Source organism: Mycobacterium sp. NGS27 (assembly GCF_059813005.1).
Genome location: NZ_JCALDT010000001.1, coordinates 183,898 through 206,617, shown reverse-complemented (window position 1 = coordinate 206,617; position 22,720 = coordinate 183,898). Strand labels below are relative to the sequence as shown.

The window sequence follows — 22,720 nt, the reverse complement described above, 5'->3', positions numbered from 1 at the left end:
GCTAGGAGTCCAACCTTTCTAGCATCGCGAGCGTTGAGTGGTGCGCACCGTTGGCGGCGCCGGGGCGCTCGAATGACGGCGGCATTACGGTCCCGCCGGTCGAGTCTGCACGCAACGCCTCGATCAGCTCGGTCACGGTGATGCCGCCGAGCATGCGGGACACCGGAACCGATTTGCCTAGCGTGCGGCGCAGCCGCTTACGCAGGTCGAGTGCGAGCAACGAGTCCACACCCAGGTCAATGAGCGACGTGCCAGGGTCAATCGATGGCGAATCACCCAGGTGCAACGTCGCGGCCAGTTCGGCCCCGACTATCTCGGCGAGTGGCTTCTCAACCGGGCTTTCGCGGCCGTCGTCGTCGTCGCCGGTGCGGGCGGCGACGAACGGCATTGGCATTCCCTGACTTTCGAAGAAGACCCGGAGCCGCTCGAAGTCGGCATCGAAAATCAGTGGATCGCCCTCGTAGCGATACAGACTGGCCTCGATCGCCCGCTCCGGTTCCATTGCCACCAGACCGGAGCGCTCGGTGCGGGTGATCTCGTTACCCACCACTACCCCGGCGCCCTGCCACAGGCCCCATCGGATCGCCGTGCAGTCGCGGCCCGCGGCACGCAACTGCGCGGCCAATACGTCGAGCATCCGGTTGGAAGCCGCGTACGCCGCGTGGCTGTAGCCGCCCCAAACTCCGAATACCGATGAGCAGGCCAGGATCCGGCAGTCCGGCCGCAGCGGCCACACATCGACCAGCGCGGCCAGTCCATTGACCTTGGCCCCGCAGACCGCCGCGACGTCCGCACCGGTGAGATCCGCACGCGAGCGCGCTCGTGCGATGCCCGCGGTGTGGATCAGTAATGACGCACCCGACCCCGCATTGGCGGCAACCGCGGCAAGCGCGGCGCGATCGGTGATATCGCACTGCGGGGCGCGGACCTCGGCGTCATGCCGGTCGGCGAGCTCACGCAGTACGGCCGGGTCAACGCCGTTGCGGCTCAACAGGGTAACGGTGCGGGCGCCGCGGTCCAGGCAATACCGCGCGTACTGTAGCCCGATGGCTCCGCTGCCGCCCGTGATCACCACGTCCTCCAGCGCGGCGGCCTCGAGTGGTCGCCGAGTCACCGGTTCGCGGCACGCGCGAAACGTCCGGGCGTAGCGTCGCGGAGATTCGCCGCCCCGCAGCGCGACCTCGGCCGCCTCGCCGAGCAGCACCTCGACGGCGGCCTGTGCCGTCGCGGGATCGAGATCGCGGTGCGCGAGATCCAGGTGCCCGAAGGCCTGATCCGCGAACTCGAAGCCGACGCTGCGATGCATGCCCGCCAGCGCCGCCTGAGCCGGAGAGACGCCTGCGTCATCCCGGTCGATCTGTTCGGCGCCGGCGGTGAGCAACCAGACGGCCCGGCATCGAGGGCCGATGAGCGCGGGATAATCGGGGAGACCCGCATCGGGCCGGCCCGCGATCCGATCGATTGCGGCGGACGTGTCGAGTTCGTCGATTTCCGCAGCGGCCACCACGAGGATTTCCGCTTGATTCGGTGACACCGCTCGGCAGTCGCCGTGTGCAGCAACGGCATCGACGAGTCGCTGCGTCAGCGCGCCCGCACCGGAGAAGCCGATGTCGACGGCGGGAGCCACCGGTGTGATCGGCGCCGTCATCGGCCGCCAGTCCTCGACGGCCGCGGTGAGCGGCTGCGCCGGCGCCGCTTCGGTCAGTCGTTCCGGTGCCGCCCACAGGTGCACCGCGCGCATCGGGGCGTTCGGGAATCCCCGCAGCGCGGGCCGGCCGCTGATCGGGACGGCGTCGGCCCATTTGCAGCCGGGGTCCGCGGTCGCGATGGCGGCGATGCTCGCCGACAGCGAATCGGTGATGGATCGGTCGCGATGCCCCGAGCCGACGATGACGGTCGACTCGTCGTCGACGATGCCGCCCAGGGGGTAGAGCAGCGACGGGTGCGCCGAAAGCTCGACGAACGCGTCGACCCCGCAGGCGCGGGCATATCCCACGGCGAGGTCGAACCGCACAGTGCCACAGAGGTTTTCATACCAATAGTCGGAGAAATCGGTCGTGTCGCCCAACTCGGTTCCCAGCGTGGAGCCGATGAATCTCACCGGCGCGTCCCGGAACGCCGACTTCGGCGTCAGCTCGGCCAGACTCGTCCGCAGCGGTCGAAGCGCACTGGTGTGTCCGGGATAGTCGACGGAGAGTTGCTGGCTGAAGATGCCACGCTGCTGGGCCAGCCGCACTGCGGCGACCACCGCCTCGTGATCGCCGGCGACCACGGTCGACGACGGCCCGTTGACCGCCGAGACTTCCAGCCAGCCGGGCGTCTCGGCCAGCAGCGACTGCGCGATGTCGAGGCCGGTCCCGAGCACCGCCATCGCGTAGCGGCCGGTCAGTTGGTCCACAACGGTCGCGCGCGCAACCACCAGTGCGACGGCGTCCGGTAGCGAAAGCGCTTCGGCCACATAGGCGGCCGCCACCTCGCCGAGGCTGTGGCCGATGGTGACGTCGGGCAGCACCCCGTAGGATCGCCACGCTTCTGACAGACTCACCGCGTGGGTGAACTGCCCCGCCTGAATCTCGGTTCGCGACCAGTTGCGCTCGTCGTCGCTCACCAGATATGGCAGCGGAGAAGGAAATCCGGCGGATGTGAACGCGTGTGCGCACCGGTCGGCGGCCTCGCGGTAGGCCGGCAGCCGCCGGTAGGCCTCTGCTCCCATCGCCTGCCATTGATTGCCCTGGCCCGGGAACACGAACGCGATGCGCGGCGGCGTCGTCTGGGCGGAGCGCGACACCAACTCGTGTTCTTCGCCGTGAGCGATCGCGGACAGTCCGGCGGCCAGCTCGGCGCTGTCCGCCGCTCGTACCACCGCGCGGTGACGTCGCACGCGGCGCAACCGCAGCAGGGTCGCGGCGACCTCGGCGGTCAGGTCTGCCGAGTCGTCGGCACGACCAAGGTAGTCCGCGATCGCCAAGGCGTCCCGCCGGAGCAACTCTGGGTCGTGGGCGCTGAGCAGCACCGGGACGCGCCCGTCCGGCAGTCGATGGGTCCGCATCATGCGACCTCGGGGACGGTGACGATCAGATGTGCGTTGGTGCCCGCGATGCCGAACGCGGACGCCGCGGCGGTGCGCTGCCCGTCGATGGCCGGCCACGGTGTCAGCGTCTGGGCCAACCGCAACCCTTGTGTGTCCCAGTCGATTTCGGGGCTCGCTTCGCCGGCGTGCAGGGTGGCTGGTACGGCGCCGTGTTCGGCCGATACCAGCACCTTGGCCAGCCCCAGCGCACCCGCCGCGGCCAGCGAGTGGCCCACGTTGGATTTCACCGAACCCAGCAACGCCCCGCGGCCGGGTTCGGTCTCGCCGTACGTCTCGGCCAGCGACCGCAACTCGGTCCGGTCACCGAGGCGCGTGCCAGTGCCGTGCCCCTCGATCATTCCCACCTCGGCGGGTTTGACCCCGGCCTGGCCGATCGCGCGCCGGAACAGCCGCACCTGGGCATCACCGCTGGGCGCGCTCAGACCGGCGCTGCGCCCGTCCTGATTCATGGCGGTGGCCCGCACCTCGGCGACGATCCGCCGACTGGCGCGCAGCGCGGCCGACTTACGTTGCAGCACAAACATCGCCGCTCCCTCGGCCCACACGGTTCCGCTGGCCTGCGCGCTGTAAGGGCGGCAGTATCCGTCGTCGGAGAGTGCGTGCTGTTTGGAGAATTCGACGAAGAAGCCCGGCGAACCCAGCACGTTGACCCCACCCGCGATGGCCAGGTCGCAGTCGCCGTTCTGCAGGGAGCGGGTGGCGACGTGGAACGCCACCAGCGCGGACGCGCACGAGGAGTCCAGGGTCAGCGCCGGCCCGGTCAATCCCAGTGTGTAGGCGATGCGGCCCGAGATCACACTGAGCGCGGTGCCGGCCAGCAGATGACCGCTGTGTTCGGAGAACCTGGCCATGTCGGGTCCGTAGCCGGTGGCCGAGGCGCCGACGAAGCAGCCGACATCGTGCCCGGCCAGGTCGTCGGGATTGATGCCGCTGTTTTCGCACGCACGCCAGGCCACCCGTAACGCCACGCGCTGCTGCGGGTCCATCACGACGGCCTCGCGGGGCGAGATGCCGAAGAACTCTGGATCGAATGTGGTTGCCCCGGTGAGGAAGCCGCCGCGGTCATGGATTTCTTTGAAGCCGCTGCGGCGCGAGCCGGCGAGCAGTTCGCGCACCGCCCATCCGCGGTCGGTGGGAAACGGACCCAGCGCCTCGCGGCCGTGGGCCAGCAGATCCCAGTAGTCCTCTGCGGTTTCGATGCCGCCGGGCGCCTCCACACCCATTCCCACGATCACGACGGGATCGGCGCCGTCGTCGTGTGGACCCTCGCCAAAGGCATTGTCAGACATCGGCATCACCCGGCATTCACCTGCGCGGCGACCGCCTCGACGTGGTCATAGACGTAGAAGTGCCCGCCGTCATACAGCGACACCGCGAACGATCCGGCGGTGTGCCTTTCCCACTGCTTGAGCACGACGGCGGCGATGCGGTGGTCGTCGTGACCGCCCAGCACGTGAATGTCGGCGCCGATGCGGACATCGGGGCTGGGTTCATACCCGTTGAAGGCGCGGTAGTCGGCGCGTACGGCGGTGGTCAGCAATTCGGAAAACTCTTCGTCGGCAAGCAGTTCGGGGTCGGTACCACCCAGATCGGCGATATCGGCCAACAGTCCGTCGTCACTGGTCGGCAGTTCGGGCATGTCGGCGACGACGCAGGGCGGCGGACCGGCCGATACCCAGAGCTTCTGCACGGCCGCGCCGTACGCTTCGGCGACGCGGGCGAACTCGAAGGCGACGACGGCGCCCATGCTGTGCCCGAACAACTTCAGCGGCGCGACGCTTGGCCACGGCGCCGCCCGAAACAGGCTGACGGCCAGGTCGTGCACGCTGTCGTGCGCCGGTTCGGTGAGGCGGTCGGCCCGCTGCGGGTACTGCACGACGTAGGTGTCGCCACCGGCGGCCAGCGCCGCCGCCAGTACCCGGTAGCTCGCGGCGGCCGCGCCGGCGTGCGGAAATATCACGGTGGCACCGGTCGACGATCCGTTGCCGCGGCCAGGGGTCAGCTTGATCCAGGACGGGAACGTGGAAGACACGGTGATCAAGTTATTCACAGTCATTGCGCCGTATACGATTTCGCAGGCGGACGAGACGCCGCCAGAACCGATTCGGCGTCCATGCCGACGACTTCCAGGTACAGCTCGGCGACCTGATCCAGCCTGCCGGGGTCGTTCTCTGCGGCGCTGAGCACCGCGGCCAGCGCCGACACGGTTCGGTTGGCGAAGATGTCGGCGACGATGATGTCCGGTGCGTCCAGCCACGCCCGAATCCTCGCCACCGCCTGGGTGGCGAGCACCGAATCGCTGCCGAGCGCGAAGAAGTCGTCGTCGACTCCGACGTCTTCGCGGCCGAGCAGATCACCGACGATCATCGCCAGTGCCGATTCCAAGGGTGTCGACGCGCGGCGGTGGCCGGGCCGCTGCGCTTGCGAGGCGGCGGTCTCCAATTCGCGTGCGGCGGTCCGCCGGTCGAGCTTTCCGGCATCGGTGAAACCGATCCGCTCTACCACCGTGATGTGGCGTGGGACCATGTGCGCGGGAACCAGCTCACCAAGGCGCCGCCGCATCCGCTCGGCGGTCAAAGATGCGTCGTCGGTGCACACCTGCGCGGCGAGCACGTCGGATTGCCCGGATACGGGGATCAAGGCGGCCACCGCCGTCCGCACCCCGGGCACGCGCCGCAACGCGGTCTCGATCTCGCCCAGCTCGACGCGATACCCGCTGATCTTCACGCGGTGGTCGGCGCGGCCGACGAATTCGAGGACGCCGTCCGGCCAGTAACGCACCAAATCGCCGGTGCGGTACCAGGTTCGGCCGTCATGCTGGACGAAGCGTTCCGCAGTGAGATCGGGACGTCCGCGGTAGCCGCGCGCGACGCCGCGGCCGGACACCCAGAGCTCCCCCGGGACCCAGTCGGGGCAGTCGGCGCCGGTGTCGCTGACGACGCGGCAGGCGTTGTTGGGGAGCGGGATGCCGAAGGGCAGGGCCGCCCAATCGTCCGGCAGCACCCCCGTTACCTCGAAAATGGTGTTGTGCACCGGGGTTTCGGTCGCACCGCCGAGGCCCGCGAAGCGCAGGTTCGGCGCTTCGGCCCGTAGGCGACGTACCACCTCGGGGCGCACCCAGTCGCCTCCGGTGGGAATCACCCGCACCGAGGAGAGGCGCCCGCTTCCGACTTCGATCAGCATCTCCAGCCAGCCGGGCATGAAATGCAGCACGGTGACTTTATGGGTGTTAATCAGCCGTGCCCAGGCGTCGGGATCGCGCCGCTGGGCTTCCTCGACCACCACGATGGCCCCGCCGGTACGCAAGGTGACGAACACGTCCATCACCGAGATGTCGCCTTCCAGGGTCGACAGTGCCAGGCATCGGTCCGCGGGACCGATCTCGAAGTGGCGACCGATGAATTCCACCGTGTTCATCGCCGCGTCGTGGGTGACCTCAACGCCTTTGGGTTCGCCGGTGGAGCCCGAGGTGAACAACACATAGGCGAGCTCGTCGGGATCGATTCTCGCTGAGGCCATCTCGGCGCCGACGGAGGGGTTGCGAAGCACCTCGGCGAGTACCAGCTCGGGCACCGGCAGGGACAGCCGTTGTCCACCGCACACCAGCGCCAGGCTCACCCGACCGGTTTCGAGGATCCGCTCGGCACGGTCACGCGGCTGGTCGACACCGACCGGCAGGTAAACGGCGCCGACGGACAGGATGCCCAGCAACGCCGGAATCTGCTCGGCGGTTTTCGGGCCCATCACCGCGATGGTGTCGCCGGCCGCGACGCCGGCGATGCGCAGCGCCGCGGCCACCGCCCACGCCTGGTCGCGCAGTTGCGCGTAGCTGAGATCACCGCTGCTCGCGAACACGGCCGGGGCGTCGGGTCGCTGCTCGGCTTGCCGAAAGAACCCGTCGTGCAACGCTTCTCCGCTGGGTTCGGCGGTGCGGGCGTTGGCCGCCTCCCGCACCGCACGCTGCGCCTCGGGCAGCGGCGAGGGGCCCAGCGCGTCCCACGCGTCGTCGGCGGCGGCCAGCCGGTGCAGCTCGTCGATGTGGTAGGCGAACATGGCGTCGATGACGTCCGAGGGGAAGATGCCTTCGCGCACATCCCAATTCACCATGACCCCGCCGTCGAACTCGGTGACCTGCGCGTCAAGCAGCACCTGCGGACCCTGGGAGATGATCCATCCCGGCGTGCCGAATTGGCCGGTCACGTCGCGGCTGAATAGTTCGCCGAGCCCGAGCGCGCTGGTGAACACCACCGGCGCGAGCACCTGGGTGCCGCGATGGCGGCTGAGGTCGCGCAACACCGACAGCCCGGGATAGGCGGAGTGGGCGGCGGCCGCACGCATCGCGTCCTGCACCGCCCGTGCCCGCGTCGTGGCGGTGTCTGCGCCGACGAGATCGATGTCGAGCAGCAACGACGAGGTGAAGTCACCAACCAACGAGTCGACGTCCGGGTGCAGAGCCTGGCGCCCGAACAGCGGGACGTTCAGCAGGAAGCGCGAGGTGGTCGACCAGCGGGCCACGGTGTTGGCGAATCCCGCGGCCAGCGCCATCGCCGGGGTGATGCCGCGTGCCTGGGCGCGGGCGAACAGCGCATCGCGGGTTTGCGGGTCGAGCCAATGCCAGCGCCGGGTGCTCCGGTTCGCACCGCGGCCGCCGGTCGACGGCAATGCGGGCGGGTCTGGCAGCTCCGCGAGGCGCTGGGCCCACCAGGCCCGGTCGGCCTCGCGCGACGGCTGCGGTTGTGCGTCCTCGGCCTCGATGGCTTGGCGGTACTGCCGGTAGGTGTAGCTCAGCTCCGGGAGGTGGCGGCCGCGGTAGAGGGCAGCCAGATCGGCCATCAGGGTGCGGTAGCTCATCGCGTCGGCGGCCTGCATGTCGAGGTCGACGTGCAGCCGGGAGCGCTCGCCCGGAAGCAGCGTCACCGCCAGTTCGAACACCGCGCCGTCGAGCTGCTGGTGTGATTTGGCGTCGCGGATCGCGGCGAGCCGCTGCTCGACCTCGTCGGTGCTCCACGAGCGCAGGTCCTCGACGCTGACCGGGAAGTCGCCGCTCTCGGCGGCAGGGGGGATGCGCTGGTTTCCGTCGGGCAGGAACCGCACCCGCAGCATCGGGTGACGACGTGCCAGCGCGGTGGCCGCTGTGCGCAGGCGTTCGGCGTCGATCGGCCCGCCGTCGAACTCCACGTAGAGATGACCGGCAACCCCACCCAGTTGCTGGTGGTCATGGCGACCGACCCACATCGCGTGTTGCATGGGGGCCAGGGCGAATGGCTCGTCCTCCCCGGATGGGTCGCCGGGCGCATCGGCGGTAAAGATCTGCTGGTCGGCGCCTTGCCCGCCGTCTTCGACCAGGCGGGCCCAGGCTTCGATCGTCGGGGTTTCGGCAAGTGTGGCGAAGTCGATGGCGATGCCTTGGCGGCGCCAGCGGCCGGCCAGCGTCATGATCCGGATGGAGTCCAGGCCCTGGCCGATCAGGTTGCTACCCGGCTGGACTGCATCGACGTCGACGCCGAGCAGTTCGGCCACCTCCGCCCGGATGTCCTCCGAGCGTGCCGAGGCGTGCACCACAGACCCTCCCTGATTAGCACAGGTGCCCTAATTTTTTGGTTACCCTATCCTTACTCCCGGCGTCCCCGCTACTAGCCCCTTCGAAGCCCCCTGCTGAAGGACCCAATGAGCGTCAACACACCGCAGCCGCCGGCCGGAGGCCTCGATGGGTTCGTGCCGTTTCCCGCCGATCGGGCCGCCGCCTATCGAGCGGCCGGCTACTGGACGGGGCGGCCCTTGGACACCATCCTGAGCGACGCGGCCCAGCAATGGCCCGACCGAATCGCCGTCCGCGACGCGATGGCCGGTGCCGGCATTACCTATGCGGACCTCGACGACCAGGCTGACCGCGCGGCCGGTGGACTCCTGCGCGCGGGTATTGCGCCGGGCGACCGAGTGTTGCTGCAGCTGCCGAACGGCTGCCAGTTCGCGGTGGCGCTGTTCGGGCTGCTGCGGGCGGGAGCGATCCCGGTGATGTGCCTGCCCGGGCACCGGGCCGCCGAACTCGGGCATTTCGCCGCGGTCAGCGAGGCCACCGGGCTCCTGATCGCAGACGCCGCAGGGGGTTTCGACTATCGGGCGATGGCGCGCGCGCTGTCCGAGGAGCACGGCGCGCTGAAGCACGTCATCGTCGACGGCGACCCGGGACCGTTCATCCCATGGGCGCAGCTGCGCGATCAGGCGGCGATGTCCACGCCGCCCCGGCCGCCTGACCCGGGATCGCCTGCGTTGCTACTGGTTTCGGGCGGTACCACCGGAACACCCAAGCTCATTCCCCGCACCCACGACGACTACGTTTTCAACGCGAAGGCCAGCGCCGAACTCTGCGGGCTCACCTCGGACGACGTCTACTTGGCGCTGCTGTCGGCCGGCCACAATTTCCCGCTGGCCTGCCCGGGCCTGCTCGGCGCGATGACCGTCGGCGCCACCACCGTTTTCGGCACCGACCCCAGTCCCGAAGCGGCCTTCGCCGCCATCGACCGCCACGGCGTCACGGTGACCGCCCTGGTGCCGGCGTTGGCCAAGCTGTGGGCGCAGGCCTGCGACTGGGAACCCGTGACACCAAAGACGTTGCGGCTCTTGCAGGTTGGTGGCGCGAAGTTGGAACCCGAGGATGCCCGGTTGGTGCGCAGCGCCCTGACCCCGGGCCTGCAGCAGGTGTTCGGGATGGCCGAGGGGCTGCTGAACTACACCCGGCTCGACGATCCCCCGGAACTCACCGAACACACCCAGGGACGGCCCTTGTCGGCCGCCGACGAACTGCGCGTCGTCGATGCGCAGGGCGAGCCGGTGCCGCCGGGCGAGGAAGGCGAGCTACTGGTTCGCGGGCCGTACACGTTCAACGGCTATTTCCGGGCCGAGCGCGACAACGAACGCAGCTTCGACGCGCAAGGGTTCTTCCGCAGCGGTGACGTGGTGCGGCTACGCGGCGACGGCTATCTGGTGGTCACCGGTCGCGTCAAAGACGTGATCTGTCGTGCCGGAGAAACGATTTCCGCGGCGGACCTCGAGGAGCAGCTGCACACCCACCCGTCGATCTTCTCGGCGGCCGCGGTCGCGCTGCCAGACTCCTACCTGGGCGAGAAGATCTGTGCGGCCGTGGTTTTCAGTGGCCCCGAGCTATCGCTGCCGGAATTGAACGGCTATCTCGACGAGCGTGGGGTGGCCGCGCACGCCCGCCCCGACGTTCTGGTTGCGATGACGGCGCTGCCCACCACCCCGATCGGCAAGATCGACAAAAAGGCCATTGCGCGCCGGGTTTCGGCGCAACAGGCACCCGCGCGACACTAGCTTTGCGCGCTCTCCCACGGCCCGCGTCAGCCCATCGCCGCGTACAGCTCGGTCAGCAGGCCCGCCGTGGTTCGGAAGTCCATGCACTGATCGGTCACGGACTGGCCATAGGTCAGTTCGCCGCCGAGCGATTGCGCGCCGGCCACCAGGAAGCTCTCCAGCATGAGGCCGGCGATACCGCGCTCGCCCGCCGCGATGCGTGCGGTAACCTCCGCGGTGACCTCGGCCTGCCGCACATGGTCTTTGGCGGAGTTGGCATGTGAGCAGTCGATCATCACCCGCGTGGAAAGCCCTGCCTTGCTGAGCCGTTCGACGGCGGTGGTCACCGAGGCGGTGTCGTAGTTGGGCCCGGCGGTTCCACCCCGAAGGATCACGTGGCAGTCGGGATTGCCCTTGGTCTCGACGACGGCCGCGCGACCGACGTTGTCGGTACCGAAGAAATGATGTGCTGCCGCAGCGGCTTTGACACCGTCGATGGCGACCTGGACGTTGCCGTCGGTGCCGTTCTTGAATCCCACCGGCATGGACAGCCCGGACGCCAACTGGCGGTGAACCTGCGACTCGGTGGTCCGGGCGCCGATCGCGCCCCAGGCGACCGCGTCGGCGATGTATTGCGGGCTGGTGGGCTCCAGGAATTCACATCCCACCGGCAGGCCGACGTCGATGACGTCGAGCAATAGCCCGCGCGCAATGCGGAGCCCACGTTCGACGTCGAAGCTGCCGTCCATGTTGGGATCGTTGATGAGTCCCTTCCAGCCGACAGTCGTGCGCGGCTTCTCGAAGTAGACCCGCATCACGATCTTCAGCCGATCCGCGAATTCGGCGGCGACCGGCGCAAGTCGGCGTGCGTAATCGAGGGCGGCGGCGGGATCGTGCACCGAGCAGGGCCCAACGACCAGTAATAGCCGGTCGTCACCACCGGCCAGGATCGCCGAGATCTCCTCGCGATCGCGTTGGACGGTCTGGGCACGCCGAGCCGTCAACGGCAGCTCGGTGCGGATCACGGCAGGGGCCGAGAGTTCCCGGAACGAGACGATCCGATGATCGGACGTATCGATGGTCGCCGTGTCGCAATTGAGGATGGACATGGAGGGTGTGTGCCTTTCTCTGCTGGCTCCCAGGGCACGCCCGCTGGTTCCCGATGCCCTGAAAAACGAAAAGCAGCGACCGTATGGTCACTGCTGGGCTCCGGGTATCAGTCGTGCGGTTGCGTCAACCAGACGCTGTCTCGCCGGCTCCACCCGGAGCCACGATAAAGCGCCAATACTTGCGCACGCCGATATTCACGTCGGCGAAGATACCATGTGGAGCCAGGCAGCTGACAACCCGGCACTTTCCCGGCTGCTCACCATCCGCTCACCGTGTCGCGGGCCCGCCAGAAGTGTTGGCGCGCAACGCATCGATCAGACGATCCATCACCGCACCGGCGTCCGCGCGGGCCTGGCCCTGATCCTTCGCGCGGGCGATATAAAGCGTTGCCTCGCGCAGCGCCCCCATGATCGTCAGGGCGGTCGCCTCGACGGGCTGTTCCGGAATGCCGCCGGACTCGATGGCGTCGGTGAGCAGTCCGGTCACGAACCCGATGTTGTAGCGGTGGCCGATGTCGCTCCACCGTTCCCATCCCAGGACCGCCAGCGCCTCGAGCAGGACGATGCGCTGGATCTCGGGTTCGGCGCACGCGTCCAACCACAGACCCGAACACAGTCGCATGATCTCGACCGGATCGGAGTGTCCCGAGGCCGCGACGGCCTCCCCCATCCGGGCGGCCATCTCACCCTCCACCCGCTCGAATACCGCTGCGAACAACTCTGTCTTGTCAGTGAAGTGGTGGTACAGGGCCCCACGCGTTACCCCCGCGTTGCGGACGATCGTTTCCAGGGATGCGTCGGCGAATCCCACTGACGCAAACAACGGCCGGGCGGCACCGATCAACGCATCGCGTGTCTCGGCCGCACGTTCGGCCTGCGTGCGGCGACCGTCGTTCGCCATCAACCCATACCTTTCTGCGTATGCATTTCATGCATACCGCATGAAAGGTCCGCGATTCTGCTACCGGCCGATGTCGCGTCGCCGTCTGCGCCCAGCTCAGAACACCCTGAGCCGGCGAACAATGTCCAGCGATGACGAGTCACCCTCGGCCTGAACGCCCAGACTCTCCCAACTGCCGCGTTGGGTGATCCACCGGACGAAGGCCTGCGAATCCGACGTGACACGCGCAGCGACATCGCAGTGGCCGCCGATGTGCAGGGTGCGCCCGCACAGCCCGTCGAGGCTCACTTCTACTCCGGTGTGTAAGTCGTTGAGTAAGTGCACGTTCTGTTGCGGCAGCGCCGCTTCGATCCAGTCAAGGGTGGGGGCAAGCCGCAGCTCGTCGACGGGCGGCGGATCGCCTTCCAATGGCCCATCCGGCGAAAACAGGTCAAACCGGGTGTGAATGAAGGACTCGAAGACGAACGTGGTCGGAACGATCGATGCCGGATAGGTCCCGACGTCGCCTATCGGTATATCGATGTCCTGAGTCTCGATTGCTGCGAGCATCTCCAGCCCTCGCGCGCTGACCGATTCATAATCGGCCACAACCTCTTTGGGAGTCATCGAACGCCGCGAGGCGACATAGAGATCCGCCGCGCGCTCGGCAGGTATTTCGCCCGGGCTGGGCAGCGTCGACGGATCGACGGCCAGCCAGAAGCTGCATGCCATGTGTGACACGAGGTCCTGGACCGACCAGCCGGGGCATCGACTGTCTTTCTCCCACATCGCATCCGGCATCTTCGAACAAAGATCCAACACGACTCAGCGTTCTTCCGTCATGGCGTCGATTGTGGTGCTCATGCCCCTACCCTTCAGATACATACAGTATGTATTAACATACACACTGCATGTATGAAGTCAAGGGCGCTCCGCATCGTCTCGCCGGTGACGCGGGATCGATGGGACGGCGGTCACGGCGAGGTCCCATGGCGGGTAAGGCATTGGTCGTTATTGCACTGAGCTACAACGTCTTTGGCGCAATTTGGGTGCGGCGGCGCGAAGGGTGACCCAGTGGCGATCAGGGCGCGCCCGTCGGTCCACCGATCGAATTCCGCTGGGTGTGCCGACGCGACCTGAGGCGGCGAAATGATCTAGCTAGCAGCGTTCTTGTCGGTGATCCGGCGTTGCAACGCCTGTCCGGCCGGAAGCTGTGCCACGAGAGCGCGCAGCGCTGGCAGCGCAGCGGCGACCTGGTCCTCGCAACGAGCAAGGAACGCCGCTCCTCAGTGCCAGCGCAGCAACACGAGTTCAGAACACAAGCCAGGACCCATCGCGATCATCATGCCCGCGCTCTTACTGGGCGGCGGTATGGCGAGGGTGTCGCGCAGCACGTGCAGCACCGACGCCGACGACAGGTTGCCTACTTCGCCGAGCGAGCGCCAGCTCAGTGCGAGGGCATCCGGTGATAAGTCGAGGGCCTTGTTGATCGTTTCGAGGATTTTGGGGCCGCCGGGATGGACGACCCAGGCGCCGATGTCGGTGGTAGTCAAGCCATGCGTGGCCAGGAACGTGATGACGTCCTGGCCAATGTATTGCTGCAGTGCGGTCGCGACGTCTTTTGACAAGACCAGTTCAAACCCTGCGGTGCCCACGTTGTAGCCCATGTCGTGCAGCGAGTCGGGGTACAGACAACTGCGTGAATCGCGGATATCGGGGCCGGCGGCGCCGACATCTTCAGCGCGACGCTCGCCGACGGCGACCACCGCCGCAGCCCCGTCAGCAAATAGCGCACTGCCCACCGAACCGGCCAGCGTCGGCTTGTACCCGGGGTAGGTAAGTGAGCACAGCTCGACCGAAATCAGGGCTGCCACACCGTCGGGTGTACCGCGCAGGTAGTCGTGCAGCCGTGCTACCCCGGCCGCGCCGGCCACGCAGCCCAGGCCGAACAGCGGTACCCGCCGCACATCTTCGCGCAGGCCCAGCCGCCCGGCAATGCGAGCATCCAGCGACGGCACCGCCAGTCCGGTGACCGTCGTCGTAATAAGCGCGTCGAGGTCTTGGGGTTGCAGGCCCGCCTTGTTGAGCGCGCCGATCAGCGCCTCGCACCCGAGGTCTACGGCGTTCTTGATAAAGATCCGGTTCGCCTGGCCGAAGTCGGCCAGTGCCAGATACTGCTCTTTGGGCAGAACGAGGTGCCGACTGTTGACTTGGGCGCTGGCGTGTAGCTGTCGAATGATGTCTTCGTAATCGTCGAACCCTGGGATGCTGAGGAAAAGGTCGGTGAGCTCTCGCTGGGAATAGCGATGCGGTGGCAACGCACCAGACACGCCCGCGATGACACTAATTTCCCCCACCCTTTGATCCCCCACCCCTTGATCACGAAAATCTCGGCCGAACGGTTTAACCGGATCGCTTAAAAAAACTTTAGTCGGCTAGCGCTGCCGTAACACCGGTCAGTTGCCAGGGGCGGCAAAGGCTTGGGCTGTTCCGTCGCGGGCGGGACAGGCTGGCTCCCCTTCGCGACCGTGCGCAACCGCAGCAAAGCACCCAGGGGTCGGGCTCGCGGATGGCTGGATGCCATGGCCCACAAGCTGATCAAGTGCCTCCAGCCCGCTGGCATGCGCCGCACCTGATCACCCTCGTTCGTGGCGGCGCCACGTTCGAAGACGGCGAGCTCGTCGAGCGCCCCGAATGAACCGGGCGCTGACAAGACGGAACAGGATGCCGCCTGACGCTGGCCATCCACGATTCATCGATGTCTGGTGTGTCGTCGCGATGAGATTTGCCCGCCGGTGCAGTCTGAACTGGATGGGCAAACTCATCTATGGCTTCAACGTGTCGGTGGACGGGTACATCGCCGATGCACAAGGCAACATCGACTGGGCCGATCCGAGCGAGGAACTGCACCAGTACTGGAATGACTTGGAGCGCGAGACCGCCCTGTCGTTCTACGGGCGGCGGCTCTACCAACTGATGTCCGCGTACTGGCCCAGTGCCGACGAGGCCGCGAATGCTAGCCCGTTGATCGTTGACTACTCCCGCATCTGGCGCGACATGCCCAAGGTCGTGTTTTCGCACACCCTGGAGTCCGTCGACTGGAACTCCCGCCTGGAACGCGGCGACCCGGTCGAGGTGGTGACGAAGCTGAAAGCCGAAACCGACGGCAGGCTGGAGGTCGCCGGCGCGACGCTGGCCGCACCGATCGTGCAGGCCGGACTGGTGGACGAATACCGGATCGTGGTCGCACCCGCCGCCGTGGGCGGCGGCACCCCGTTCTTTCCAACGCTGCCGTCATGGATCTCGCTGCGGCTCTTGGAGAACCGCACCTTTCCGGGCGGCACGGTGCTGCTGCGCTACGAGGCGAAACAGGATTGATCGGACCGCTACTGCTTAGGCGACCGCTCGAACAACTGCGCCGCTGCGAACTCGGCAGTCAGCTGATGCCAGCGTCGCCACTGCCGGAGCAGGTTGTGATCGCCGTCAGCGCGCATCTTCAAAAGCTGCCATTGACCAATGTCACCATTTGATGTTGACTGCGTTGTATGACGGACGGCGTTCCGGCTCGCGGGTCGTTGAGGTCCCGCGGCGCGGCAGCGGTAAGTACGTACACCCTTCGGCCGATCACCAGCGTGATTCCGCCCGAACGCGCCTGGGGGCTGTGGTTATCGCGCCAGATCGTTGCCAGAATCATGGGGACCTTCGGGCCGTCGCTCGCGGGCACCCGTGTCGAGCCGGTAGACGTCAGGCTTCCCGACGGCCGCCGCGTCAAGGGTGAATGGGTCTATGGGCCGCGAACACCCACAAGCGAAACCGAGCGCTCATCGATCAGCGAGGGTGCGATCTACTACGTCCACGGCAGCGGATACGCCGTGTGTTCGCCAAAGACGCACCGACGGTTGACATCCTGGCTATCCGCCCTGACCGGCCTTCCGGTGTTCTGCATCGACTACCGACTTGCACCGCGTCATCGCTTCCCCACCGCTGCCGACGACGTCCGCGCGGGCTGGGACTGGCTGGTCAATACCTGTGGCGTCTCCCCGAAACAGATTGTGATAGCAGGAGATTCGGCGGGCGGTCACCTGTCGGTGGACTTGCTGCTGCAGTCCGAGGTCGAGCACCCCGCCGCCATGGTGCTGTTGTCCCCCCTGTACGACCTCACGTTCGAACTGGCGCTGGCCCGTGAACGGATACGCCCCGATCCCGCCACCCGGGCGGCGAACGCGGTCCGCCTGGTCGGCCTCTATCACAGCGGCACCGACTTGACCCACCAGCGGTTGACGCTCGACGTCGCCCGCGGCGCCGCGCTTCCGCCCACCCTGGTCCAGGCCGGTGGCGCCGAAATGCTGCAGGAGGACGCGCGCCAGCTCGCCGCCGACATCCGCACCGCCGGCGGCAGATGCGAACTGCAGATCTGGCCCCATCAGGTGCACGTCTTTCAGGCGTTGCCGCGCATGACGCCCGAGGCCGCCAAGGCCATGGCCTACGTGGCGCGATTCATCGCTCACGCCCTGCAGGATGCGCGCGCCGTCACCGAGGAGGTCCACTGACCATGTTCGGCCCCCTGGACAGACTGTTCGATCGGTCGAAAACCAGCCGCGGCGCGTCCGCGGTGGTGACCGGCGCCGGAAGCGGCATCGGTGCCGCCTTCGCCATCGAACTCGGCAAGCGCGGCGGCGCAGTGGTGTGCAGTGACATAGACGAAGCGGCCGCGCAGCGGACGGCGGACACGATCAACGAGCACGGTGCGAAGGCGGTCGCAATCCGTTGCGACGTATCGCGATTCGACGACGTACAAGCGTTGGCCGAACAGTCGCAGTCCTGGTTCGCCGCGCCACCCACTCTGGTGATCAACAACGCCGGCGTCGGTGCGGGCGGCGCCGCCATCGGCGAAGCGCCGCTGGACGACTGGCTGTGGACCCTGGGTATCAACTTGTGGGGCCCCATTCACGGCTGCCACGTGTTCACCCCGATCCTGCGCGAGGCCGAACCGTCGCACGCGCCGCGGGGCATTATCAATGTGGCCTCCGCCGCGGCGTTCGGTGCGGCGCCCGGCATGGCCGCCTATAACGTCAGCAAGGCCGGTGTGCTCTCACTCTCGGAAACCCTCGCCGCGGAGTTGGCCGGCACGCCGGTGCGGGTCACCGTGCTGTGCCCGACCTTCGTCAAGACCAACATCATCGAGTCCGGCCGCATCAGCGAGCAGTCGAGCGAACTGGCCGGAAAATTGATGCGCTGGACCGGATTATCGGCGGAGAAGGTCGCACGCACCTGCTTGGACGCCCACGACCGCGGCGAGCTGTACTGCATGCCACAGTTCGACGCCAAAATCGGCTGGAACATCAAACGCCTGGCCCCACAGACCTATACGCGTGCGGCCGGCCGGGTGTCCCGAATCAACCTGCCCTGATCACCCGACGCAAAGGAGCGTTTTGATGGCCATCGACATGGAAGCCATGCTCGCCAAGATCAAGGATCGACAGTGGGCGCTCGCCGACATCGATTGGGACGCACCCGGTGCCGACACGATCACCGATGAGCAGCGGCCCCAACTCAAGGCGTTCATGGCCGACCTGTGCTGGATCGAAAACATCGGCGCCAGAGGATTCGCGGCGCTGGCCAAGAAGGCACCCACCCCCACCATCGGCGAGATCTACCGCTACTTCCACGCCGAGGAGCAGCGGCACGCCAACGCCGAACTAGCGCTGATGAAGCGCTGGGGCATGCTCGAGGACGGCGAGGTTCCCGAGCCGAACGTCAACATCCGACTGGCGATCGACTGGCTGGACCGCTGGGCCGACGACATGCCACTGTCACTGCTCGGCACCGTCATCCCGATGCTGGAAGTCGCGCTGGACGGCGCACTGCTGAAATTCCTCCTCGACGAGGTACACGACCCGGTGTGCCATCGGGTCTTCGAGAAAATCAACAACGACGAATCACGCCATCTAGTGGTCGATTTCGAAGTTCTCGACATGATCGGTCACGCGAAGATCCGACGAATGCTGATCGACTTCATCGGCCACAACGCAACCCCGGGCCTCATCATCGGCGCGGTGATGGGGGCACCGCTGATCAACAGAATCCGCAACGAGATCGTCGCCATGGGCATGGAGCCCGAGCGACTCTATAGGGCCGTCAAGCGATTCAAGGAACTGGGCGACCGCGCCGAGCACGCCAGGCGGGTACCGACCTACCGGTTCCTGAGGCGCTACGCCGGAGTGGTGACGAATCCCCGCCACCCCTACCACCTGCTGGCCAATTCGATGGTCTGGCTGTCCGAGCGGTACCCGCGGCCGCTGCTGCCGTCGGTACCCACCTGGGTCCGCGAAGTCACTCACGAGCCGGCGGCATGACCATGGCAAAGGCACACACCTACGCGACGCTCATCGTGGGAGCCGGCTTCAGCGGTCTGGGCGCGGCGATCAAGCTCGCCCAGGCCGGCGTCGACGACGTCGTCATCCTGGAGCGCAGCGACCGAGTCGGCGGAACCTGGCGCGACACAAGCTATCCCGGTGCCAGCTGCGACATTCCGTCGCTGCTGTACTCGTTCTCGTTCGTCAAGAATCCGACCTGGTCGCGGACCTACTCGCCCGCCGACGAGATCCGCAACCACCTCGAAGAGATGGCCGACCGATTCGACATCCGTCGCCACGTTCAGTTCGGGCAGGAAGTCACCGGGCTGTCCTTCGACGAGGACGCCGGCGTGTGGACCGCAACCACGGCCGCCCGCAAGCGCTTTCGGGCCCGCACGGTGATCCTTGCGTCCGGCCCGCTGCCGGATTCCAGCTTCCCCGACATCCGCGGCATCGAGACCTACCGGGGCCACAAGATTCACAGCGCCCACTGGGACTCCGATTACGACTTCGCCGGCAAGCGGGTGGGGGTCATCGGCACCGGTGCCAGTGCGATCCAGATCATCCCCGAACTGGTCAAGCAGGCCGAGTTCGTCAAGGTGTTCCAGCGCACGCCGGGTTGGGTGCTTCCCCGCTTCGACTTCCCGACGCCGCCCGCGGTACAGGAGGCCTTCGCCAAAGCGCCTGCGTTGCAACAGCTTGCGCGCCAGGCGCTGTATTGGGGGCACGAGGCAAGCGCGACGGCGTTGGTGTGGAACACGCCGTTGACCTCGGTGGTCGCCCGGCTGGGCAAGATGCACCTGCGCCGACAGGTCAAAGACCCATGGCTGCGCCGCCAGCTGACGCCGGACTTCACCCCCGGCTGCAAGCGGATGCTGGTGTCCAGTGACTACTACCCCGCCCTTCAACGCGACAACTGCAAGCTGATCGACTGGCCGATCGCGACGCTCAGCCCGGTCGGTCTACGCACCAGCGATGGCATCGAACACCACTTGGATTGCCTGGTGTTCGCCACCGGCTACGACGTGCATCTGACGGGTCCGCCGTTCCCGGTCACCGGTTTGGGTGGACGTTCGCTGAGCGCCGAATGGGCCGATGGCGCACAGGCTTACAAGAGCGCCAGCGCGCACGGTTACCCGAACCTGTTCTTCATGACAGGCCCGAACTCCGGGCCCGGTCACAATTCGCTGCTGGTCTACATCGAAGGGCAACTCGACTACGCCGTCCGTGGCATCACGACCATTCTGGAGGGCGACCTGCGTTACCTCGACGTTCGCCAGGACGTACAGCGCCGCTATAACGAACGCATTCAGCGGCGGCTAACCAAGACGACCTGGATGTCGGGTTGCAGCAGTTGGTATTTGACCAAGGACGGACGCAACGTCTCGATGTACCCCGGGTTTGCCACGCAGTATCTTCGTCAGATGCGGGATTTCCGGTACCAGGACTATCAGGCGGTGGCACATCACGCGAAGGCACAGGCCACCGCGTCGGCCTGAGATGCCGTACTGACATGGCCACCGAACGCGCCGCGCGGCCCGAACCCGGCACCATCGCCAGCGTGCTGCACAACGTGCGGCGCGCACCCAAACGGGTTCGGCGCCAATCGCGGGAATACCGCCAACTCATCGAGGGGGCGGTGTCACAGCTCTTCGATGCGGCGGCCCGGCACCCGCACGGCACGGCAAACTCCGGCGAATACCGGATCGACGACCTGGCCCGGCTGGCCGGTACCACCACCCGCAACATCCGCGTCTACCGCGACCGCGGGCTGCTGCCGCCACCCCTGCGAGTGGGCCGCATCGCGCTGTTCAACGACACCCACCTGACCCGGCTGCGGCTCATCACCTCGATGCTCGACCGCGGGTACAACATCGCACACGTGCGAGAAATGCTCAGCGCGTGGGAAGAAGGCAAGAACCTCGGCGACGTGCTGGGCCTCGAGACCGCGATCGTCGGCGCCTGGACCACCGAAAAGCCGGAAACGATGACGCTGGCCGACGCCCGGCGACTGGTCGACGACCCCGACGCGTTCGAACGCCTGGTGGCGCTGCAGGTGATCCGGATCGACGGGACGCAAGCCACCGTCACCCGCCCGAAGCTCATCGAAGCCTTCAACGAAATACGCGGCTATGGCGTCGAGATCGACAAGCTCATCGACCTCCACGAGCAGATCGTCCCGGAGATCGACAAGATCAGCGACATGCTGGTGCGTGCCGGGGCCGAACACGTGCTGGATCGCATCAAGCCCGGTGAACCGCTGCCGGCCGACGCCGAAATCGCCGAGCTGATCACCATGCTGGTGCGCTTCCGAACGCAAGCCGTGGCGACCGTCACCGCCACGCTCGCCTCGTCGATCGAATCCAGTATCGAATCGCTCGTCGGCCGCATCTTGGCCGACTACCTGGAATCGAGCTCCTCGGCCTGAGCACGTGGCTGTCAAGCCACGCTAAAGCTCTTGGCGCGCAATCAGATACGGCGCGAGTGTGGAGAGCTTTTCGCAGGTCTCTTCGAACTCGCGGTCGGGTGTGGACTCCCCGATGATGCCCGCACCTGCCCGCAGCCAGGTCCTGCGGTCGTGTTCGTAGGCTGCCCGCAGCGTCAGCGCCGCATCAAGCCCACCGTCGGCTGAAAACATGACGACCGCACCCGAATACAGGCCGCGAGGCCCCTCGTCGAGGCGCATGATCGCTTCTACCCCATTCGCTTTCGGAATGCCCGATGCGGTGACGGCCGGGAACAGTGCTTCGAGCGCATCCATCCGGTCATTTCCCGTACCCAGCTGACCGCTGACCGTGGAGCCGAGGTGCTGCACGCTCCCCCGTTCCCGCACCGTCATGAAATCGGTGACGACGGCGGTGCCCGGCTCGGCGATCTCGGCCATTTCCTGCAGCGAGCTTCGCACTGAAATAGCGTGCTCGACAATCTCTTTGGAATTGGACTCCAGGTCGTCGCGCGCCTGGCGGTCACGGACCTCGCCATGGCCGAGCGCACGGGTGCCCGCCAACGGTTCGGTTACCACGAGCCCGTCGCGATGGACCGCGGCGACCAGTTCGGGGCTATAACCGACGGCGCGAATGCCACCCAGCCGCAGCAGGAACGACCGCACCGGGGTGTTGTGCCGTCGGGCCAGCCGATAGGTGGACGGGAAATCAAGCGGGAAAGGCACTTCGAGGGACCGGGAAAGGATCACCTTGTGGTAGCGGCCCGCGGCGATCTCGCCGACGGCCGACGCCACCCGATCACGATAGGCGGACGGGTCAGCCCCCACGTCGACCGCCGAGGCGACGCGCACGTCGGGCACTCCGGCGGCCAGCACGCCCAGCACTTCGTCCCGGTGGCTCGCCGACGCACCGAACAGCCGGACCTCCTCCCGGGTCACCACGATGCGGCCACGCGGCCAAAACACCCGGGCCAGTGCGGTTCCCGGTGCCAGGCGCTGCTGCAGCCCGTAGCGGTACACGCCGAATTCGAAGGCGATCCAGCCGAAGAGCTGGTCGGTTTCCAGCAACAGCCGGTCGATGGCCTCGCCGAGAACCGGCCCGGGCCTGCCCGACCATTGTTGGCTTCGGGTCACGCCGTCGCGGCTCACTCGCAGCTCGTCGCTGTCCAGCTCGATCATGGCGCGTATGCCCGTGGCCAGCACCCATTCACCGCCGCGCTCGTAGAGCAGATACTCTTCGCCGGCGCGCTCGGACAGTTTCGCGACGAGCTCGGCCGCAAGATCGGCCGGATCGATATGCAAGGGGAGCGGAATCGACGGCGACTCAGAGCCGGCGGAACTTGTCTCGACGCTGACCTCGGTCACGGTTAGTAAATGTAGCCTAACCTATGTAGCCACGCGCAACCGATCCCCCGAACAGTGCCCCGATTGCCTGAGTTCTGCCCGCCCAGATGCGAGCGGCTGTGCGGATCGCGACTCCGAGTGTTTCCCAGTCGTTTACATCGCCGCCGCACAATAAGCGGCTTCGAC

General features: G+C 67.0%; 17 protein-coding genes. 7 read left to right on the top strand and 10 right to left on the bottom strand.

Features of this window, described 5'->3' with window-relative positions:
• Position 1: 1 nt before the first annotated feature.
• The 4 genes from mbtD to AC5Y30_RS00845 are packed head-to-tail and all read right to left on the bottom strand — an operon-like array spanning position 2 to position 8,653.
• Positions 2 to 3,049 (bottom strand): mycobactin polyketide synthase MbtD, encoded by a 3,048-nt coding sequence (gene mbtD / locus AC5Y30_RS00860; protein ID WP_499915488.1) that lies wholly within the window; start codon positions 3,047 to 3,049, stop codon positions 2 to 4.
• Positions 3,049 to 4,389: a beta-ketoacyl [acyl carrier protein] synthase domain-containing protein gene (locus tag AC5Y30_RS00855; protein ID WP_499915487.1), complete on the bottom strand. Its 1,341-nt coding sequence runs from the start codon at positions 4,387 to 4,389 to the stop codon at positions 3,049 to 3,051. Before AC5Y30_RS00855 ends, mbtD begins: the two co-directional genes overlap by 1 nt.
• A complete protein-coding gene (locus tag AC5Y30_RS00850) occupies positions 4,386 to 5,147 on the bottom strand; it encodes a thioesterase II family protein (RefSeq protein WP_499915485.1) in 762 nt (253 codons plus the stop codon). Before AC5Y30_RS00850 ends, AC5Y30_RS00855 begins: the two co-directional genes overlap by 4 nt.
• Complete coding sequence (locus tag AC5Y30_RS00845) at positions 5,144 to 8,653, bottom strand: non-ribosomal peptide synthetase (protein ID WP_499915484.1); 3,510 nt, start codon at positions 8,651 to 8,653, stop codon at positions 5,144 to 5,146. Before AC5Y30_RS00845 ends, AC5Y30_RS00850 begins: the two co-directional genes overlap by 4 nt.
• Before the next feature lie 105 nt (positions 8,654 to 8,758).
• Between AC5Y30_RS00845 and AC5Y30_RS00840 the strand changes: the two genes are divergently transcribed.
• The gene (locus AC5Y30_RS00840; protein ID WP_499915482.1) at positions 8,759 to 10,423 is read left to right on the top strand and encodes a (2,3-dihydroxybenzoyl)adenylate synthase; all 1,665 of its coding nucleotides are present in this window, start codon (positions 8,759 to 8,761) and stop codon (positions 10,421 to 10,423) included.
• A 26-nt stretch (positions 10,424 to 10,449) separates the two neighbouring features.
• On the opposite strand, the gene AC5Y30_RS00835 is transcribed toward AC5Y30_RS00840, so the two are convergent.
• The 5 genes from AC5Y30_RS00835 to AC5Y30_RS00815 all read right to left on the bottom strand — a co-directional run bounded on the left by AC5Y30_RS00835 (position 10,450) and on the right by AC5Y30_RS00815 (position 14,739).
• Entirely contained in the window at positions 10,450 to 11,511 is a 1,062-nt protein-coding gene (locus tag AC5Y30_RS00835; protein ID WP_499915480.1) for a 3-deoxy-7-phosphoheptulonate synthase, read from the bottom strand.
• Between the two features lie 268 nt (positions 11,512 to 11,779).
• Entirely contained in the window at positions 11,780 to 12,412 is a 633-nt protein-coding gene (locus AC5Y30_RS00830; protein WP_499915478.1) for a TetR/AcrR family transcriptional regulator, read from the bottom strand.
• Positions 12,413 to 12,508: 96 nt separating this feature from the next.
• A complete protein-coding gene (locus tag AC5Y30_RS00825; RefSeq protein ID WP_499915476.1) occupies positions 12,509 to 13,213 on the bottom strand; it encodes a maleylpyruvate isomerase N-terminal domain-containing protein in 705 nt (234 codons plus the stop codon).
• Positions 13,214 to 13,365: 152 nt separating this feature from the next.
• Entirely contained in the window at positions 13,366 to 13,542 is a 177-nt protein-coding gene (locus AC5Y30_RS00820; RefSeq protein ID WP_499916695.1) for a malic enzyme-like NAD(P)-binding protein, read from the bottom strand.
• 135 nt (positions 13,543 to 13,677) lie between these two features.
• Positions 13,678 to 14,739 (bottom strand): type III polyketide synthase, encoded by a 1,062-nt coding sequence (locus AC5Y30_RS00815; RefSeq protein WP_499916693.1) that lies wholly within the window; start codon positions 14,737 to 14,739, stop codon positions 13,678 to 13,680.
• 463 nt (positions 14,740 to 15,202) lie between these two features.
• Here AC5Y30_RS00815 and AC5Y30_RS00810 point away from each other — a divergent pair, with 463 nt between their 5' ends.
• The 6 genes from AC5Y30_RS00810 to AC5Y30_RS00785 all read left to right on the top strand — a co-directional run bounded on the left by AC5Y30_RS00810 (position 15,203) and on the right by AC5Y30_RS00785 (position 21,175).
• Positions 15,203 to 15,769, top strand: coding sequence for a dihydrofolate reductase family protein (locus AC5Y30_RS00810; RefSeq protein WP_499915474.1), 567 nt, complete (start codon positions 15,203 to 15,205; stop codon positions 15,767 to 15,769).
• Between the two features lie 167 nt (positions 15,770 to 15,936).
• Positions 15,937 to 16,941, top strand: coding sequence for an alpha/beta hydrolase (locus AC5Y30_RS00805; RefSeq protein WP_499915472.1), 1,005 nt, complete (start codon positions 15,937 to 15,939; stop codon positions 16,939 to 16,941).
• 2 nt (positions 16,942 to 16,943) lie between these two features.
• Positions 16,944 to 17,801, top strand: a complete 858-nt coding sequence (locus tag AC5Y30_RS00800) for an SDR family NAD(P)-dependent oxidoreductase (protein ID WP_499915470.1) — start codon at positions 16,944 to 16,946, stop codon at positions 17,799 to 17,801.
• 25 nt (positions 17,802 to 17,826) lie between these two features.
• Entirely contained in the window at positions 17,827 to 18,747 is a 921-nt protein-coding gene (locus tag AC5Y30_RS00795; RefSeq protein WP_499915468.1) for a ferritin-like domain-containing protein, read from the top strand.
• Positions 18,744 to 20,246: a flavin-containing monooxygenase gene (locus tag AC5Y30_RS00790; RefSeq protein ID WP_499915466.1), complete on the top strand. Its 1,503-nt coding sequence runs from the start codon at positions 18,744 to 18,746 to the stop codon at positions 20,244 to 20,246. The genes AC5Y30_RS00795 and AC5Y30_RS00790 overlap by 4 nt, the downstream gene beginning before the upstream one ends.
• A 14-nt stretch (positions 20,247 to 20,260) precedes the next feature.
• Complete coding sequence (locus tag AC5Y30_RS00785; protein ID WP_499915465.1) at positions 20,261 to 21,175, top strand: MerR family transcriptional regulator; 915 nt, start codon at positions 20,261 to 20,263, stop codon at positions 21,173 to 21,175.
• Between the two features lie 21 nt (positions 21,176 to 21,196).
• Here the strand turns inward: AC5Y30_RS00785 and AC5Y30_RS00780 are convergent, their stop codons facing one another.
• Positions 21,197 to 22,555 carry a salicylate synthase gene (locus tag AC5Y30_RS00780; protein ID WP_499915464.1) on the bottom strand — a complete coding sequence of 453 codons (1,359 nt, stop codon included), beginning with the start codon at positions 22,553 to 22,555 and terminating at the stop codon, positions 21,197 to 21,199.
• Positions 22,556 to 22,720: the final 165 nt, after the last annotated feature.

What these genes read in the sequence shown, in the direction of transcription:
- AC5Y30_RS00850 (WP_499915485.1), bottom strand. Translation starts at nt 5,147, where the DNA reads ATGACTGTGAATAACTTGATCACCGTGTCTTCCACGTTCCCGTCCTGG.
- AC5Y30_RS00785 (WP_499915465.1), top strand. Translation starts at nt 20,261, where the DNA reads ATGGCCACCGAACGCGCCGCGCGGCCCGAACCCGGCACCATCGCCAGC.
- AC5Y30_RS00805 (WP_499915472.1), top strand. Translation starts at nt 15,937, where the DNA reads ATGACGGACGGCGTTCCGGCTCGCGGGTCGTTGAGGTCCCGCGGCGCG.
- AC5Y30_RS00810 (WP_499915474.1), top strand. Translation starts at nt 15,203, where the DNA reads ATGGGCAAACTCATCTATGGCTTCAACGTGTCGGTGGACGGGTACATC.
- AC5Y30_RS00835 (WP_499915480.1), bottom strand. Translation starts at nt 11,511, where the DNA reads ATGTCCATCCTCAATTGCGACACGGCGACCATCGATACGTCCGATCAT.
- AC5Y30_RS00830 (WP_499915478.1), bottom strand. Translation starts at nt 12,412, where the DNA reads ATGGCGAACGACGGTCGCCGCACGCAGGCCGAACGTGCGGCCGAGACA.
- mbtD (WP_499915488.1), bottom strand. Translation starts at nt 3,049, where the DNA reads ATGCGGACCCATCGACTGCCGGACGGGCGCGTCCCGGTGCTGCTCAGC.
- AC5Y30_RS00790 (WP_499915466.1), top strand. Translation starts at nt 18,744, where the DNA reads ATGACCATGGCAAAGGCACACACCTACGCGACGCTCATCGTGGGAGCC.
- AC5Y30_RS00795 (WP_499915468.1), top strand. Translation starts at nt 17,827, where the DNA reads ATGGCCATCGACATGGAAGCCATGCTCGCCAAGATCAAGGATCGACAG.
- AC5Y30_RS00800 (WP_499915470.1), top strand. Translation starts at nt 16,944, where the DNA reads ATGTTCGGCCCCCTGGACAGACTGTTCGATCGGTCGAAAACCAGCCGC.
- AC5Y30_RS00840 (WP_499915482.1), top strand. Translation starts at nt 8,759, where the DNA reads ATGAGCGTCAACACACCGCAGCCGCCGGCCGGAGGCCTCGATGGGTTC.